The following is a 14,706-nucleotide window of genomic DNA, read 5'->3' on the forward strand; positions in this document are numbered from 1 at the left end:
CCGGGACCTCGCCTGAAAGGACCGACCGCCATGACCGCAAGACGCGACATCGAAGCCATCACGGAGCGCATCCGCCAACGCTCGAAAGCGGGGCGTGAGCGCTATCTCGGTCGTATCAGTGAGGCATCGAACCAGACCGCCAACCGATCGGTGCTGTCCTGCGGCAACCTCGCCCATGGCTTTGCGGTGTGCAGCCCCTCGGAAAAGCTGGCGCTCGGCGCCGACAAGGTGCCTAATCTCGGCATCATCACCTCCTACAACGACATGCTGTCGGCGCATCAGCCATTCGAGACCTACCCTGCCCTGATCAAGGAGGCAGCGCGCGAGGCCGGCGGCATCGCCCAGGTGGCTGGCGGCGTGCCGGCGATGTGCGACGGCGTCACCCAGGGACAGCCTGGCATGGAACTGTCGCTGTTTTCGCGCGATGTGATCGCCATGGCCGCCGCGATCGGCCTGTCGCACAACATGTTCGACGCCGCCGTCTATCTCGGCGTCTGCGACAAGATCGTGCCGGGACTGGTGATCGCGGCACTCACCTTCGGCCACCTGCCGGCGGTGTTCATTCCCGCCGGACCGATGACGACCGGCCTGCCCAATGATGAGAAGGCCAGGGTTCGCCAGCTCTATGCCGAAGGCAAGGCAGGCCGAGCCGAGCTTCTGGAAGCCGAGTCCAAATCGTACCATGGGCCGGGCACCTGCACCTTCTACGGCACAGCCAACTCCAACCAGATGCTGATGGAAATCATGGGCCTGCACACGCCGGGCGCTTCGTTCGTCAATCCGGGCACGCCACTGCGCGAGGCCTTGACCCGTGAAGCGACCAAACGGGCGCTGGCGATCACCGCGCTCGGCAATGCCTATACGCCGGTTGGGCGGATGATCGACGAACGCTCTTTCGTCAATGGCGTCGTCGGACTGCATGCCACAGGCGGCTCGACCAACCACACCATCCACCTCATCGCCATGGCGGCGGCGGCGGGCATTTCATTGACCTGGCAGGACATTTCCGACCTTTCGGAAGCAGTCCCGCTGCTGGCGCGCGTCTACCCGAACGGCCTTGCCGACGTGAACCATTTTCATGCCGCCGGCGGGCTCGGCTTCCTGATCCGTGAACTGCTCGACGAAGGCGTCCTGCACGAGGATGTGCAGACGGTGTGGGGCGAAGGCCTGCGGCCCTATGCGGTCGAGGCGAAACTCGGCGCCGACGGCAGTGTGATGCGCGAGGCAGTCCCGCTTCAGAGCGGCGACGAAAAGGTGCTGGCACCGTTCAACAAGGCCTTCCAGGCGACCGGCGGCCTGAAAGTGCTGGCGGGCAATCTCGGCCATGCCGTCATCAAGACCTCCGCCGTCAAGCCGGAGCGGCGCCTCATCGAGGCGCCAGCCAAGGTGTTCGACAGCCAGCAAGGCCTGAACGACGCGTTCAAGGCGGGCACGCTTACCGGAGACTTCATTGCCGTCATCCGCTTCCAGGGGCCGAAAGCCAACGGCATGCCGGAACTGCACAAGCTGACCACCGTGCTCGGCATCCTGCAGGATCGCGGCCAGCGCGTCGCGCTGGTGACGGACGGGCGCATGTCGGGCGCTTCCGGCAAGGTGCCGGCGGCGATCCATGTGACGCCGGAAGCGGTCGAGGACGGCCCGATCGCCAGGCTCCATGACGGCGACATCATCCGCCTCGATGCGGACGCCGGCACGCTGGAGGTGATGGTGCCGGCGCCGGAATTCGCGCTGCGCCGCACCGCGGAAGTCGATCTCATCGGCAACGAGTTCGGCTTCGGCCGCGAGCTTTTTGCCGGCTTCCGGCAATTGGTCGGCCGCGCCGACCATGGCGCCGGCGCGTTCGGAAACGCCTGACCTCGTCCTGCGACCATCCAAGTAAAAAGGGCGGCTCTAAGCCGCCCTTTTTACTCCTGCGACCGGACCTTACTGGACTTTAAGCTCGGTCCGCTCGCCGGCCTTGACCGTGAAGGGCGTCTCCTTCTCGGCCTTGTCTGTGGTGAAGGTGGTCACCAGCGCGTAGTCGCCCGCCGCCAGCGTGGTCTGCATCTTTTCGCCATAAGCATAAGTCACCTGCTTGCGCTCGCCCTGCAGGTTCTTCTTGGCCTCAAAGATCTTGAAGCCGTCAGCGCCTGGTGCGTCGATCGCCAGGACACCTGCGTTCAGGATCACGTTGACATCGGTCATTTGCCCGACCGTCACGCTGAAGGGCTGTTCCGTGGATACGGCCTGGACGTCGACGCCCATCACATAGTCGCCTGGAGGCAGGTCGAACTGGCTGTCGGGACCGTAGGCGTAGGTCACCTGATCGCGCGTACCGTCGAGCTTCTTGGCCGCCTTGTACACCTTCCAACCCACATCCGTTTCGGCCTTCTCCCCGCCCTGGGTGTAGAAGGCGTTGGCCTTGGCCTTGCCGACGCCGACGATGATATCCTTGTCGACGACCTGGCCGGCGACAAGCTGCATGGTCTCGCTCGCCTCGCCGGCTCCCAGCTTCACGGTGACCTTGGTCTCGCCGGCCGGAACGACGTACTTGACCTCGCCGTAGTTGGCGTCAGACGTGCCGCCGGGATAGGCGATGCTGATCTGCGCATTGCGGTCGACATCGGCGCCGGGCGCCGGCCGCGCATGGATGGAGATCTCCGCGGCATTCAGATTGAGCGCCACCTCCGTCGTCTTGTCGGCCGTCAGCGAGACCTTCTGCTCGGCCTTGGCGGCGCCGCTGGTGGCGACGACAATGTAGTTGTCCGCAGCAACATTGAACTTGATGGCGTTATAGCCGTAGCCGACCTGCTTGCCGGTGGTCCCCTTGGCATCGTTCTTGAAGATTTCATAATAGACATCGGACTTCGGCTCCTCACCACCCTCCTTCAGCAGCGCTTTCGGGATGAGATTGTAGTCGACCTCGGCTGCCTTCGGCGCAGGCGCGGGTGCCGGGGCGGGAGCAGGCGCCGGTTCGGGTGCTGGTTCAGGCGCGGGTGCGGGCGCTGGTGCGGGTGCTGCCACCGTCTCGACCAACGCTTCCTGCAGCGCCTTCTCGTCGGAAGCCTGGATGTATTTGCCGCCAGTGTTGTCGGCGAGGCACGAGATCTGCTTGCCTTCGTCAGCGGTCAGGCCAAAGCCAACGACGTCGGCGGTGAAGTCGACGCCGGACGCCTTCAGCTCCTTGCCGAGCGCGCAGGGATCGCCGCCGCAGGTTTCCAGGCCATCGGTGATGAGGACGACGGTTGCCTTGTCCTCGGTGTATTTCAGCGCTTCGGCGGCCTGCTTGACGGCCGCTGTCAGCGGCGTCTTGCCGAGGAACTTCAGACTGTCGGCGGCGTCCGTGATGGCGCTTGCCGAGCCAGCCTGAGGCGGCACGATCAGCTGGATGTCCTCGCAACTGCCTTTCTCGCGATGGCCATAGGCCATGAAGCCGATCTCGTCATCGGCGGGAACCGACTTCAGCACGGTTCTCAGCGTTTCCCGAGCAATTTCGAGTTTGGGCTTGCCGTCGATCCGCTCCCACATCGAGCCGGAGGCGTCGAGAATGATGATGACGCGGTTGGCCGCGAAGCCGAACGTCGTCATCGACAAAAGGAGGATCGCCGCAGCGACGCTCCGTGCAAATCCCACCATCAAAATCTCCTGAGCGACTTAATCTTACCTGAACAACAGCGAGCTCGGCGAGATACCCGACTGGAGCGGTGGAAGCGCAAAACGCCCAACCTCAGCACCTCTGGGGCTGTGCCGCAGAATTATACGGCCCTTTGGGGGCGTTGGTGTTGGCGTGCGTCTGCTTCTTGTAAGGAGCGGGACCGCCATGGCATTTCGCCGCGCCGGCCTGTCCGCTTGACTGAGACGCCGGTGGCGGCGGCGTAGACACGGTCTTGACACAGTAGCCGCCCTCGACATGGTATTGCTTGTGGCATTTTTTAAAGCAGGCATTCGGCACTGGTTGCCCGGACGCGATCAAACCGTATTCTCCGGCCGGGCATCCGCTCGCCGGCCACGCCAGCGCGGTCTGCGGACCCAATGCCAACATCCTTGGACCCAATGCCAGCATCCCGATGGCAGCCAGAATTGTCATAAGCATTTTTTGCATGGAAAAGACCCTGCCCCAACAAGAGATCACGCGGCGATGATAGCCTTGAGCAAGGCAGCGTACCTCTCCTGTTTGGGAGGTGCGGCCGATTCCGGGTCGGCGTAGACCGGGATTGCTCGAACGATCGTACCGTGAACCCATCGAGAGACTTTGATGCTGATACGACGATTGACCTGCCTTGCTTGCTTGCTCTCGATTTCGTCCATTTTCAGTCCTGGCGTCAGCGCACGCGCCGGAGACTTCGAGCGCTTCGACATCCCGCCCGATCCGAACGGCGCCATCGAATTTCATACGCCTTCCGACAAGATCGCTTGCGGCTACGCGGAAAAGGACACCGACTCGGGCTTGCCGGAAATATCCTGCGACCGGCTTGCTCCCGTCTATCTGCGCTTCACCCTGTCGGCCAAGGGCAGGGCGACAATCCTGCGCGACGTCGGCGACCAGTGGTGCTGCGGCGGCTACAACGAATTGCCTTACGGCCGCGAATGGCGCAGCGGCCCCTTCACCTGCGATTCCACAGCGTCCGGGCTCACTTGCGAGAGCAAGGAGGGCCATGGCTTTTTTATCAGCAAGGCGAAGGTAAGCGCCTATTGAGAGCCCGCACAGGGCTCCATGTCAGCCCTTCGAGATCAAGAGCACCATAGGGACAGCCTACGGGATTTCCGTTTCGAAACGGATGGTCAGGAAATATCTCACGCTGCATCTGACATAGACCAGGCACAGCTGGCGCTCCACGCGGATGATGTGATTGTCCACCACACTCAAACGAACATGTTGTCCGGCAGCGATCGGTGACGAACCGCTTTCCAGCGAGTACGGCGTGCCGGGGTCGTGCTCGCTATAATCGAAATGCCGGGACGCTACGTCGAGGTATTCGCGGCGGCCCGAATTGGTCACGTAGCCGCTGATCTTGCTGACGGAACCGCTGATGATTTCGATATTGCCGGCGTTCCTCAGGTGCTCGATCGCATTGAAGCTTGAGCCCAGATGCCAGAGCGTTTGCGCCATGATCAGGCATCCCACCGCGACACCCCACCGCCAGCGTGGCGCCAGGACGACCGCCAGCGCGAGAACCGACATCACCAGCAGCGTCACCATTGGCTGCATCCAGTGCCAGATGAAAGCCGGGAAGAAGCGGCGCGGCAATCGATCGGTGATCTGGTCCGGGAGCGTTGGCGCCTCAAGCCGTTGTGGCCGAACATGCGCGGTCACGAACAGCGCGATGATTGCCATTCCCACCCACAGCCCGGTCCAGTTTCGCGGAATGGCGTAGTCGATATCGAAGACCGTTTCGTATTGCACGTCGTAACCTTGCCCTGTCACACCGGGGTCGATGTCGGGTCGGCGCGACGATGCTATTGCCTGCCCCGCGCCCTTCGCATCTCCCAAATGAGAGACGCGCTGGCGTCCTTATGTGCTGGACCATTTCACCGTCTCACGGAAACGGCGACCCGCTCTATCTCTTTGTTTTTACGCAATTCCGGACAGAAAACCCGCTCACACTTTTCCTGGAATTGCTCTAGCGGATTGGCGTGTTGACGAGCAATCTGGTCGTCGTCAGGCCGAGCGGGTGGCCATCCGCATCGGTCTTGAGCAGGGGCAGGTCGGCATGCGCCACGACCCAGTCGCCACTGGCGGTCAGGTCAAAGGATGGCGCGGTGCCAAGCGAGCGCAGGGTCGTCGTCAGGGCGCGCGCTGGCCCGGCTTTGTGTGTCTGGGGATCGATGCTTATCGAGGCAAGACCTGTCGACGTTTCCACCAGCAAGTTCCATTGCCGGCCGGCATCATTGAACGCCAGCGGTCGGGCGCCGGAGCCGGCGATGAGGGTGACGGGCGCGGCCGAGCCCGTCGCGGCAACGATACCTTTTCCCGCCGACCAGATCCTTTGCACGGCGCCGGACGGCGTGATCGACCCCGCCACACCCGCCGGCCCCGCTTCGACGGCATCGGTCGAGGCGGCGGCCCAATTGCCCGATTGATGTGTGAAGCTCATGATCGAGCGCTGGTTGCTGACCGTGCTGTCGACGAGCAGCAGCGCTCGCCCGGTATCTTGCGCCACCAGGCGCCACGCCCGGGTGCCGGCGAGACCGGACGCGGCAATCTCGGCCGGCGACCAGACAACACCGTCGAGCCGTGACGTCATCAGCGACACCGGAGCTTCCAGATTGTCCAGTGTCAGGTCGCTCCGTTTTTGCCAGGCAAGCCAGATCGAACCATCCTTGCCGCGCGCGAGTTGCGGATCGAGGTCCGGCAACGCGTCGTTGGTCAGCACGGCACGCGCCTTCACGGCGCCGGTGGTGCCGTCGCATATGGCAGTGGCAATCTCATGCCCGGCGAGGTCGGCGCCGGTCACCAACTGGCCGGCGGCCAATCCTTCGCGCTTGCTCTCCGTCCAGGCGGCGACCAGATCGCCATTGCCGGCAAAAGCGAGCGCCGGCATGAAGTCCGGCCGTTGCCCGTCGCCCAGCGTGACGGTGCTGTCGCGCCAGGCATGGCCGTCGAAAAGTCGCAGGCGCAGCTGCCATGACGCGGGGCGCGGCTTTGCCAGATCCTCGCCGATCCAGGCATAGGCCATGCGCCCATCCGGTCCGGCCGCGACCGCAGGTGCCGCGACGGGTGAAGGGGCGGCGTCGACCAGCGCCGTCTCGACACGGCCCGGTGGCGCCTCATAGGCTTTTGCGACCGTCACCAGGGCATCGCGCACCGACGCCGGCCGCTGCGGGATGCGGAACACCAGGGATGGTGGTCCGGCGTCCGCGACGAGGGTTGGGGTAAGCTTGAGCGAAGCTTTGGAGGGCCGGTCGCGCAGCGCAAGCAGGGGCGATGTGATGTCGGCCAGCATCAGCCCCGGAATGCCTGGTCTTTCCAGCGCCGCGGCCTGGCTGCTCTTACATTGCGTGATGGTGTTCGGGCTCGGGTCGGACGGATAGATGGACCACGAGCCGAACAAGGCCGGGTTGCGGTAAAACAGCAGGAAGAGATAGGTCAGGTCGCAATTTTCGATATGTGGCGACGGATCGAATTTCATTCCGAGATGACCGGCCAACTGGCCGGCCACGCCGACGCCGACGACCTGCAGGTCGACTGAAATATTGGCGGTGGCGCTGGTTGACAGCCCGACATGCGCCTCTTTCAAAACGATGGCCTGTTGCGCAGGCGCGGTGGTGAGGTCGGCTTCCCCCTTGTCGATCCCGGCGGTCACCGTCACGCCGGCGCCGGCGACGCTGCCGGCTGCCCGCAAGGCGTCGCCGACCGCCTTGGGCAGGCTCAGTGCGTCGGCACCGCTGGCGACAAGATCCAGCGGATTGACGTTGAATTCATGGGTAAAAGGTTCCGGCGTTTGAAACAGCACGGTTCCAGAGGTGAACTGCAATTCGCTCCCGGTCGTCGTGGTCGTCACCTCCGATTGCGGGCGGACCTTGAAAGTGAATTGCGTTGGGCCGAGGCCGAGCCCGCCCTGGCCGATGACGGTGCCATGCGCCGGCGTCCCGACGTGGGAGGATGGGCGTGGCGTGATCTGGAACTGTGTTGGATGGATGCCCCAGAAGCCGTGGATGAGCGGCACTGCGGCGGGGATTTCGATCCCGCCGCCAAATGGCTTTTCAGGGACGCTTTTGGTGCCTTCGTAACGCTGATAGCCATAGACGGAGGCATCCGAACCTGAATTCGTGATCGTCAGCGTTTCTACCTGCGTCGGCCGGAAATTGGTCAGCGTGCTGGCCCATGGCGGCACGGGAATGATCTTGACGGCGTAATACGCCTCGCTGGACAAGCCGAGGGAGTTCTCGGCCGTGACCTTCAGATCATAGGGTAGCGAGCGAGCGTGCAGATGGCCGATCTCGAAATCGGTACTCACCGTGTTGCCGCTGATCTGGCTGCCGTCGACCGTCACGGCTGTGCCGCCCTGGCCGTCGTCGAGGGCGAAGGTCACGGTTTTCGGCTTGACGCCATCGCCGCCCCAATCCGCCACGTGAAGGGTGTAGGTGTTGGTGACCACTGGCGTATCGGCGAGGAAAACGTCATCGATCTTGGCGTCGACCGTTTGCAGGTCCGGTGCCTTGCCGATGGGAACGAAGGTGACGCCGTAGCTCTTGGACAGGGTGGCTCCGGGCGATGCCGGCATCGGCACCCGAATGGGGCCTTCGGTGGTGTTCCAGGGCTGGTGTCCGGACAACCATTCCGGTCGGCCGCTGTCGGCCTCGGTCTTGGTGAGTTGCCAGATCCATTTGTCGGGCGTGATGGTGCCGCCGATGCTGAAGGCCGACTGCAGCATGCCGCGCACGTCCATGGGGCCATCGCCGTGGCAACTTGGCGTTCCGGTGGAGGACTGCTCGAGGCCGATCTCGATGCGTGGGAACTCCTTGGTCTGGGTGTTGCCCGCTATCACCTGCACTGAATTGAAATGAAGTTTCACCGGTTGGTCGCACTCGGCACTCGATGTCTGCCCGAGCATCGTCAACTTGGCGGTAACGGTGAACGCGGCGTCCTGGGCGGGCTCGAATTCAACCGTGCCGTCGCAGGCCACCGTCATGGTTGTGGTGCCGTAGAATTTGCCGGTGCTCTGCATCTGCATGGTCTGCTGGTCCGACACTGTGGAGGCAATGTCCCAGCCGTAGGTTGCCATCCATTTGCCGGGCCGCATCTTGCAGGCCTCGTCGGCATGTGCGGCTCCGATCAAGGACAAGGGGCAGGCAAGGACCGCCACGAGCAGGGCGATGGCAAGTCCCGTGGCGCTATTTCGGTTAGTCATGACGGCCAGGTCGTGCCTATTGCGCTGCAGGATCGGGATTGACCGGCACATTGGCGAACGCCCCGTCGGTGATCACGATCGAAGCGGTCTTGGCGCGTGTCTGGCCCTTGGCCGAAAAGTGGCCGCTGATCGTCTTCTTGTCCGGATCGAAGCTTTCGACGACGATTGCTCCCTCCGCCATGGTGAAGCCCTGCTCCAGAATATCGGTGGAGCGTTGCGGCATGTTGAAGCTGGCGGTTGGAACCGTCCCCATGATGCCCCTGTGTATGGGGAAGGTGCCGATAAGGGAGCCGCTGGCAGGTACGGGGAAGCTGGCGATAAAAGTCGACGTGGCACCACCGGCATTGGATGTCCCGGAAATGGTGAGCACCGGCTTTCCCGCGATTGGCGTGGTGACCGCGAGTCCGAAGTCTGCTTTCCATGGCGCGCCGTCGACGGTGGCGGTGAGGGTCGCCTGCTGCATCGTCCCCCCCATAGCCATTGGCCCTGTCGCGGCGAGCAGGGTCGCGACCCCAATGCTGGCGATCCAACCGCGCGGGCGGGTTGTTCGTTGCGTGATAGAGACGGAGCGGACTTCTGCCTGGGTCATGTCGGATAGCCCTGTCGGCGATGCGGATGGCTTGGACGCCGAAATTAGCGGCGCCCCGATTCGAACGCTTCTCCCATTTGGGAGGTTGGCGATGCCTCGTGGCTGACCGACCGCGTCCGTACCGTATAGGGACGAACAGCAGCGACCAGGCCGGCCTGGTTGGAAACGCCCATCTTGGCAAAGATCTGCTTGAAATAGAAACGCACGGTGTTGCTGGTAAGGCCGGTCTTGTCGCTGATGGCCGTCACTGTTTCGCCCGAGGCAAGAAGTGCTGCAATCTGGCTTTCTCGCGCCGTCAGGTGATGGAGATCCTCCAGTGCCCGACGGTCGACCTCGATTTGGCCGCCTGTCGATCTGAGCAGCACCGATGTACGGCCGGCGTCTTCGCCCTCGGTTCGCAGTCCGAAACGGGACAGCGACAGGATGTCGATAATGATCCAGCCTGCATTGCCATCGCCTCGCTCGATGTAGAGCCGTCTCGATTTGCGTTGCGGATCGGCCTGGAACATCCGCAAAGCATCCCGCAGGCGAATGCGACGGCCGTTCCGGGTATCTTCCAGGCACTTCGCATGGGCCAGCCAGTTTTCAGGTGAGCCGATCATCGACCGCGCCCCAGCGTTGACGAACTCGATTCGACCCGTCTCGCCAAGCAGGATAACGCCGTCATTAAGGCTGTCGAGCGTCGCCGACAGCCCATTAGATCTGCTTTCCGCCAGACGCAGCCGGTCGCGCGCCACCAAGACAACGTTGAAATGCGGAAGCAGGCGCCCCAGCCATTCCGCAGCCGCGTTGGTGAATTCACCCTTTGAGCGGCTCCGGCACAAGATCAGCTGGCGCTGAACGCCGTTCGTGCCCTGCAGCACCGTAAGGCTGTGAAATCCACCGGCCGGCCGAACGATCTCGTTGTAATAGTCGGCCTTTTCCATGTCATGGTCGGAAATAAGCTCCCTTTGCTGCACGGGCCGTCCCTGCGGCATCGCTGCCGTCAATGGCTGCGAAAGAGTCCGGGCGCGATCGGATGTGAATCGCGCGACGTCAGGTTCGTCCAGGCCGGCTGTCTCCACGAAAGACCTATCGTGCAGCGACAGGCCCGACGCAACAAGCATGGCGTGGCTGCCGCCAAGCCTGTCGGTAATTTTCCCGAGAGCCTGAGACCACGCACCCGGATTGGCGACGGCACAATAAAGCAACTCGAGCAAACCCACATCGCTCGGGTCCATGGGGTACCCCCTAGGCAGCATCTGCGGAGGCTGGGGCATTTGCGCCATGGAGTCAATTATGGGACAGCAGCGCCGCCATCAACAGATTGGCATCAACTGAGCAAAGACGACCGAGGCAGAGATCACACTTGCCGTTTCGTCAGACAAAGTGTTCATCTGTTCATTCATCGCACCGTTGAAACCTGATCTGGATGTGCGCGAAGGGCGGCCTTGAGCCGCCCTTTTTACTCCTGCGGCCGGACCTTACTGGACTTTAAGCTCGGTCCGCTCGCCGGCCTTGACCGTGAAGGGTGTCTCCTTCTCGGCCTTGTCGGTGGTGAAGGTGGTCACCAGCGCATAGTCGCCCGCTGCCAGCGTCGTCTGCATCTTTTCGCCATAAGCATAAGTCACCTGCTTGCGCTCGCCCTGCAGGTTCTTCTTGGCCTCAAAGATCTTGAAGCCGTCAGCGCCTGGCGCGTCGATCGCCAGGACGCCCGCGTTCAGGATCACGTTGACATCGGTCATTTGCCCGACCGTCACGCTGAAAGGCTGTTCCGTGGACACGGCCTGGACGTCGACGCCCATCACATAGTCGCCTGGAGGCAGGTCGAACTGGCTGTCGGGACCGTAGGCGTAGGTCACCTGATCGCGCGTACCGTCGAGCTTCTTCGCCGCCTTGTACACCTTCCAACCCACATCCGTTTCGGCCTTCTCGCCGCCCTGGGTGTAGAAGGCGTTGGCCTTGACCTTGCCGACGCCGACGATGATGTCCTTGTCGACGACCTGGCCGGCGGCGAGCTGCATGGTCTCACTCACCTCGCCGGCTCCCAGCTTCACGGTGACCTTGGTCTCGCCGGCCGGGACGACGTACTTGACCTCGCCATAGTTGCTGTCCGACGTGCCGCCGGGATAGGCGATGCTGATCTGCGCATTGCGGTCGACATCGGCGCCGGGCGCCGGCCGCGCATGGATGGAGATCTCCGCGGCATTCAGGTTGAGCGCCACCTCCGTCATCTTGTCGGCCGTCAGCGAAACCTTCTGCTCGGCCTTGGCGGCGCCGCTGGTGGCGACGACGATGTAGTTGCCGGCGGGAACGTGGAACTTGATGGTGTTGTAACCGTAGTTGACATTGTCGCCACCGGTTCCCTTGGCATCGTCCTTGAAGACTTCATAGTAGACGTCGGTCGTCGGCGCCGCGCCGCCGTCTTTCAGGAATGCCTGCGGGACAAGATTATAGTCGACCTCCACCACTTTCGGCGCGGGCGCGGGAGCAGGCGCCGGTTCGGGTGCTGGCGCGGGAGCCGGTGCGGGGGCTGGTGCGGGTGCTGCCACCGTCTCGACCAACGCTTCCTGCAGCGCCTTCTCGTCGGAAGCCTGGATGTATTTGCCGCCAGTGTTGTCGGCGAGGCACGAGATCTGCTTGCCTTCGTCAGCGGTCAGGCCAAAGCCAACGACGTCGGCGGTGAAGTCGACGCCGGACGCCTTCAGCTCCTTGCCGAGCGCGCAGGGATCGCCGCCGCAGGTTTCCAGGCCATCGGTGATGAGGACGACGGTTGCCTTGTCCTCGGTGTATTTCAGCGCTTCGGCGGCCTGCTTGACGGCCGCCGTCAGCGGCGTCTTGCCGAGGAACTTCAGACTGTCGGCGGCGTCCGTGATGGCGCTTGCCGAGCCAGCCTGAGGCGGCACGATCAGCTGGATGTCCTCGCAGCTGCCTTTCTCGCGATGGCCATAGGCCATGAAGCCGATCTCATCGTCGGCGGGAACCGACTTCAGCACGGTTCTCAGCGTTTCCCGGGCGATTTCGAGCTTGGGCTTGCCGTCGATCTGCGCCCACATCGAGCCGGATGCATCGAGAATGATGATGACCTTGTTTGCGGCAAAGCCGAACGTCGTCATCGACAAAAGGAGGATCGCCGCAGCGATGCTCCGTGAAAGTCCCAACATCAGTATCTCCTGAGTAGCCGCCCCGCCTGCAGCTCAAAACTATTTGAGCGCATGCCGGGACACAAGCCCGGACGTAGCCATCTCGCTCAAAGTACTCGCTTGTCGTTCCCATGTCCGGGCATGGACCGGAACTGGCTCAGTAGGTGGTGCGACGTTCTTCGGACGGCGGGCGGCCAAACTGCAGCCGGTAGCTCTGGGCGAAATACGAATGCGAGGTGAATCCCGTCGCGATCGCCACGTCGAGGATCGGCATGTTGGTCTGGCGCAGCAATTCGCGTGCCCGCTCCAACCGCAGCCGCATGTAGTAGCGGCCGGGCGTGACGCTGAGATGGCGCAGGAACAGGCGCTCCACCTGGCGAACCGAAAGGCCGGCGGACTTGGCAAGCTGCACCGCCGACAGCGGTTCGTCGAGATGGTCGGCCATCAGTTCGACGATGCGTCTCAGCTTCTCCGACTTGCCGGTCAGGTCGCGTTCCGGTCCGACGCGCTGGCGGTCGCCGGCCGAGCGGATGCGCTCATGCTGGAACTGGTTGGCGACGCCATTAGCGAGATTCGAGCCAAAATCGCCGCGCACGATCTCCAGCATCAGGTCGATCGAGGTGGTGCCACCGGCGCAGGTGTAGCGCTTGCGGTCGATCTCGAAGACGTTGCCGGTGCAGTTGATGTCGGGAAAGCGCTCCATGAAGCCGGCGCGGTTTTCCCAATGGATGGTGCAGCGATATCCGTCGAGCTGTCCGGCCTCGGCCAAAAGGTAGGAACCAACCGACAGCGCGCCGAGCGCATTGCCGCGCCGGCCCCAGCTGCGCAACGCCGCCAGAACCTTGCTCTTGCCGGGAAACTCCGTCGTCAGGCCGACCGAGACGAAGAGGATGTCCACGGGCGGCAGGTCGGCGACGGCATAGTCGATCTTGAGCGGCAGGCCGTTGGAGGCCATCACCGGATCGCCGTCGGCCGACACCGTGGTCCAGCCATAGAAATCGCGGCCGAGCAGGCGGTTGGCCGAGCGGAACGTGTCGATCGCCGCGGCCAGCGAGAACATGGAAAACTTGTCGACCAGCAGGAAGGCGAACTGCCGGCCGCCTTGAACGGGGTCACTCGTGACCGGCCGTTCCTGGGAAACAGAGGGGTTCGGCAAAGCTGGCGCTCTCAGAAGGAGGGCCGTTTCAATCCGGCCGCAAGGTAGGCGGAAGCTAACGTATTGGCCATCAGCATGGCAATGGTCATCGGGCCGACACCGCCTGGCACCGGCGTGATGGCCCCGGCGACCTTGGCCGCCTCGGCACAGGCGACATCGCCGACGAGGCGCGACTTGCCCTCACCCTTCTCAGGTGCGGGAATGCGGTTGATGCCGACATCGATGACGGTGGCGCCGGGCTTGACCCAATCCCCCCTGATCATTTCCGGCCGGCCGACGGCGGCGACAAGAATGTCGGCGGTGCGGGCAAGCGCCGGCAGATCCTTTGTGCGGCTGTGGGCGATGGTGACGGTGCAGTTGGCGGCAAGCAGCAGATTGGCTATCGGCTTGCCGACGATGTTGGAGCGGCCGACAACGACCACGGCGAGGCCGGACAGGTCCTTGCCGCGCACGCGCTCGATCAGAAGCATCGAGCCGGCGGGCGTGCAGGGAACGAAGGCGGTGTCGAGTTCGCCGGTGCCGAGCTTACCGACATTGATGAAATTGAAGCCGTCGACATCCTTCTCAGGCGCGATGGCCTGGATGATCTTGCCGGCGTCGATATGGGCAGGCAGCGGCAGCTGCACCAGTATGCCGTTGATGGCCGGATCGGCGTTGAGGTCGGCGATGATCTTGAGCAACGCTTCCTCAGAGGTTTCGGCCGGCAGCGTATGCTGGAGCGAGTGAAAGCCGCATTCCTTGGCGGTACGGGACTTGGAAGCAACATAGACCTGGCTTGCCGGATCCTCGCCGACAATGACGACAGCGAGGCCAGGCTGGGCCTTGCCCTTGGCGACCAGTTCGGCGGTCAGCGCCTTGACCGTCTGCACCACATCGGCGGCAACGCTTTTTCCGTCAATCACTTCGGCCATGAACCATCCTCAACACCGTTTCGCCAAAACGCCGCATCGCAGCGGCGTCGGCAACATGCAGCGCCGCATTGTCACGAAAATCCGACCACGCAATCCC

At 63.3% G+C, this 14,706-nt stretch carries 10 protein-coding genes; 2 read left to right on the forward strand and 8 right to left on the reverse strand.

The features are described from left to right. Positions 1-30: 30 nt before the first annotated feature. Positions 31-1,854, forward strand: a complete 1,824-nt coding sequence (gene edd / locus EB235_RS31520; protein ID WP_027033524.1) for a phosphogluconate dehydratase — start codon at positions 31-33, stop codon at positions 1,852-1,854. A gap of 69 nt (positions 1,855-1,923) precedes the next feature. Here edd and EB235_RS31525 read toward each other — a convergent pair whose 3' ends face one another. Beyond that, the gene (locus EB235_RS31525; RefSeq protein WP_027033523.1) at positions 1,924-3,615 is read right to left on the reverse strand and encodes a vWA domain-containing protein; all 1,692 of its coding nucleotides are present in this window, start codon (positions 3,613-3,615) and stop codon (positions 1,924-1,926) included. A gap of 619 nt (positions 3,616-4,234) precedes the next feature. Between EB235_RS31525 and EB235_RS31530 the strand changes: the two genes are divergently transcribed. Beyond that, entirely contained in the window at positions 4,235-4,675 is a 441-nt protein-coding gene (locus EB235_RS31530) for a hypothetical protein (protein ID WP_032925949.1), read from the forward strand. Positions 4,676-4,732: 57 nt separating this feature from the next. Here EB235_RS31530 and EB235_RS31535 read toward each other — a convergent pair whose 3' ends face one another. The 7 genes from EB235_RS31535 to folD all read right to left on the reverse strand — a co-directional run bounded on the left by EB235_RS31535 (position 4,733) and on the right by folD (position 14,609). Next, complete coding sequence (locus tag EB235_RS31535; protein ID WP_027033521.1) at positions 4,733-5,383, reverse strand: hypothetical protein; 651 nt, start codon at positions 5,381-5,383, stop codon at positions 4,733-4,735. 217 nt (positions 5,384-5,600) lie between these two features. Beyond that, positions 5,601-8,831: a hypothetical protein gene (locus tag EB235_RS31540; protein ID WP_155256466.1), complete on the reverse strand. Its 3,231-nt coding sequence runs from the start codon at positions 8,829-8,831 to the stop codon at positions 5,601-5,603. 16 nt (positions 8,832-8,847) lie between these two features. Next, on the reverse strand, positions 8,848-9,420 hold the full coding sequence (locus EB235_RS31545; RefSeq protein ID WP_155256465.1) for a DUF6252 family protein: 573 nt from the start codon (positions 9,418-9,420) through the stop codon (positions 8,848-8,850). A gap of 44 nt (positions 9,421-9,464) precedes the next feature. Beyond that, positions 9,465-10,640 (reverse strand): LuxR C-terminal-related transcriptional regulator, encoded by a 1,176-nt coding sequence (locus EB235_RS31550; protein ID WP_167334894.1) that lies wholly within the window; start codon positions 10,638-10,640, stop codon positions 9,465-9,467. A gap of 243 nt (positions 10,641-10,883) precedes the next feature. After that, on the reverse strand, positions 10,884-12,563 hold the full coding sequence (locus tag EB235_RS31555; RefSeq protein WP_027033517.1) for a vWA domain-containing protein: 1,680 nt from the start codon (positions 12,561-12,563) through the stop codon (positions 10,884-10,886). Between the two features lie 136 nt (positions 12,564-12,699). Further along, positions 12,700-13,698: a GlxA family transcriptional regulator gene (locus tag EB235_RS31560; RefSeq protein ID WP_027033516.1), complete on the reverse strand. Its 999-nt coding sequence runs from the start codon at positions 13,696-13,698 to the stop codon at positions 12,700-12,702. Between the two features lie 11 nt (positions 13,699-13,709). Continuing rightward, the gene (gene folD / locus EB235_RS31565) at positions 13,710-14,609 is read right to left on the reverse strand and encodes a bifunctional methylenetetrahydrofolate dehydrogenase/methenyltetrahydrofolate cyclohydrolase FolD (protein WP_027033515.1); all 900 of its coding nucleotides are present in this window, start codon (positions 14,607-14,609) and stop codon (positions 13,710-13,712) included. Between the last annotated feature and the right edge of the window lie 97 nt (positions 14,610-14,706).

The sequence above is a fragment of the Mesorhizobium loti R88b genome (assembly GCF_013170845.1).
In the GTDB taxonomy this organism is placed as follows: domain Bacteria; phylum Pseudomonadota; class Alphaproteobacteria; order Rhizobiales; family Rhizobiaceae; genus Mesorhizobium; species Mesorhizobium loti_B.

Bases quoted from the DNA above. Each gene is read 5' to 3' on its own strand.
- edd (WP_027033524.1), top strand. From the start codon at position 31: ATGACCGCAAGACGCGACATCGAAGCCATCACGGAGCGCATCCGCCAA.
- folD (WP_027033515.1), bottom strand. From the start codon at position 14,609: ATGGCCGAAGTGATTGACGGAAAAAGCGTTGCCGCCGATGTGGTGCAG.
- EB235_RS31555 (WP_027033517.1), bottom strand. From the start codon at position 12,563: ATGTTGGGACTTTCACGGAGCATCGCTGCGGCGATCCTCCTTTTGTCG.
- EB235_RS31550 (WP_167334894.1), bottom strand. From the start codon at position 10,640: ATGGACCCGAGCGATGTGGGTTTGCTCGAGTTGCTTTATTGTGCCGTC.
- EB235_RS31525 (WP_027033523.1), bottom strand. From the start codon at position 3,615: ATGGTGGGATTTGCACGGAGCGTCGCTGCGGCGATCCTCCTTTTGTCG.
- EB235_RS31545 (WP_155256465.1), bottom strand. From the start codon at position 9,420: ATGACCCAGGCAGAAGTCCGCTCCGTCTCTATCACGCAACGAACAACC.
- EB235_RS31540 (WP_155256466.1), bottom strand. From the start codon at position 8,831: ATGACTAACCGAAATAGCGCCACGGGACTTGCCATCGCCCTGCTCGTG.
- EB235_RS31530 (WP_032925949.1), top strand. From the start codon at position 4,235: ATGCTGATACGACGATTGACCTGCCTTGCTTGCTTGCTCTCGATTTCG.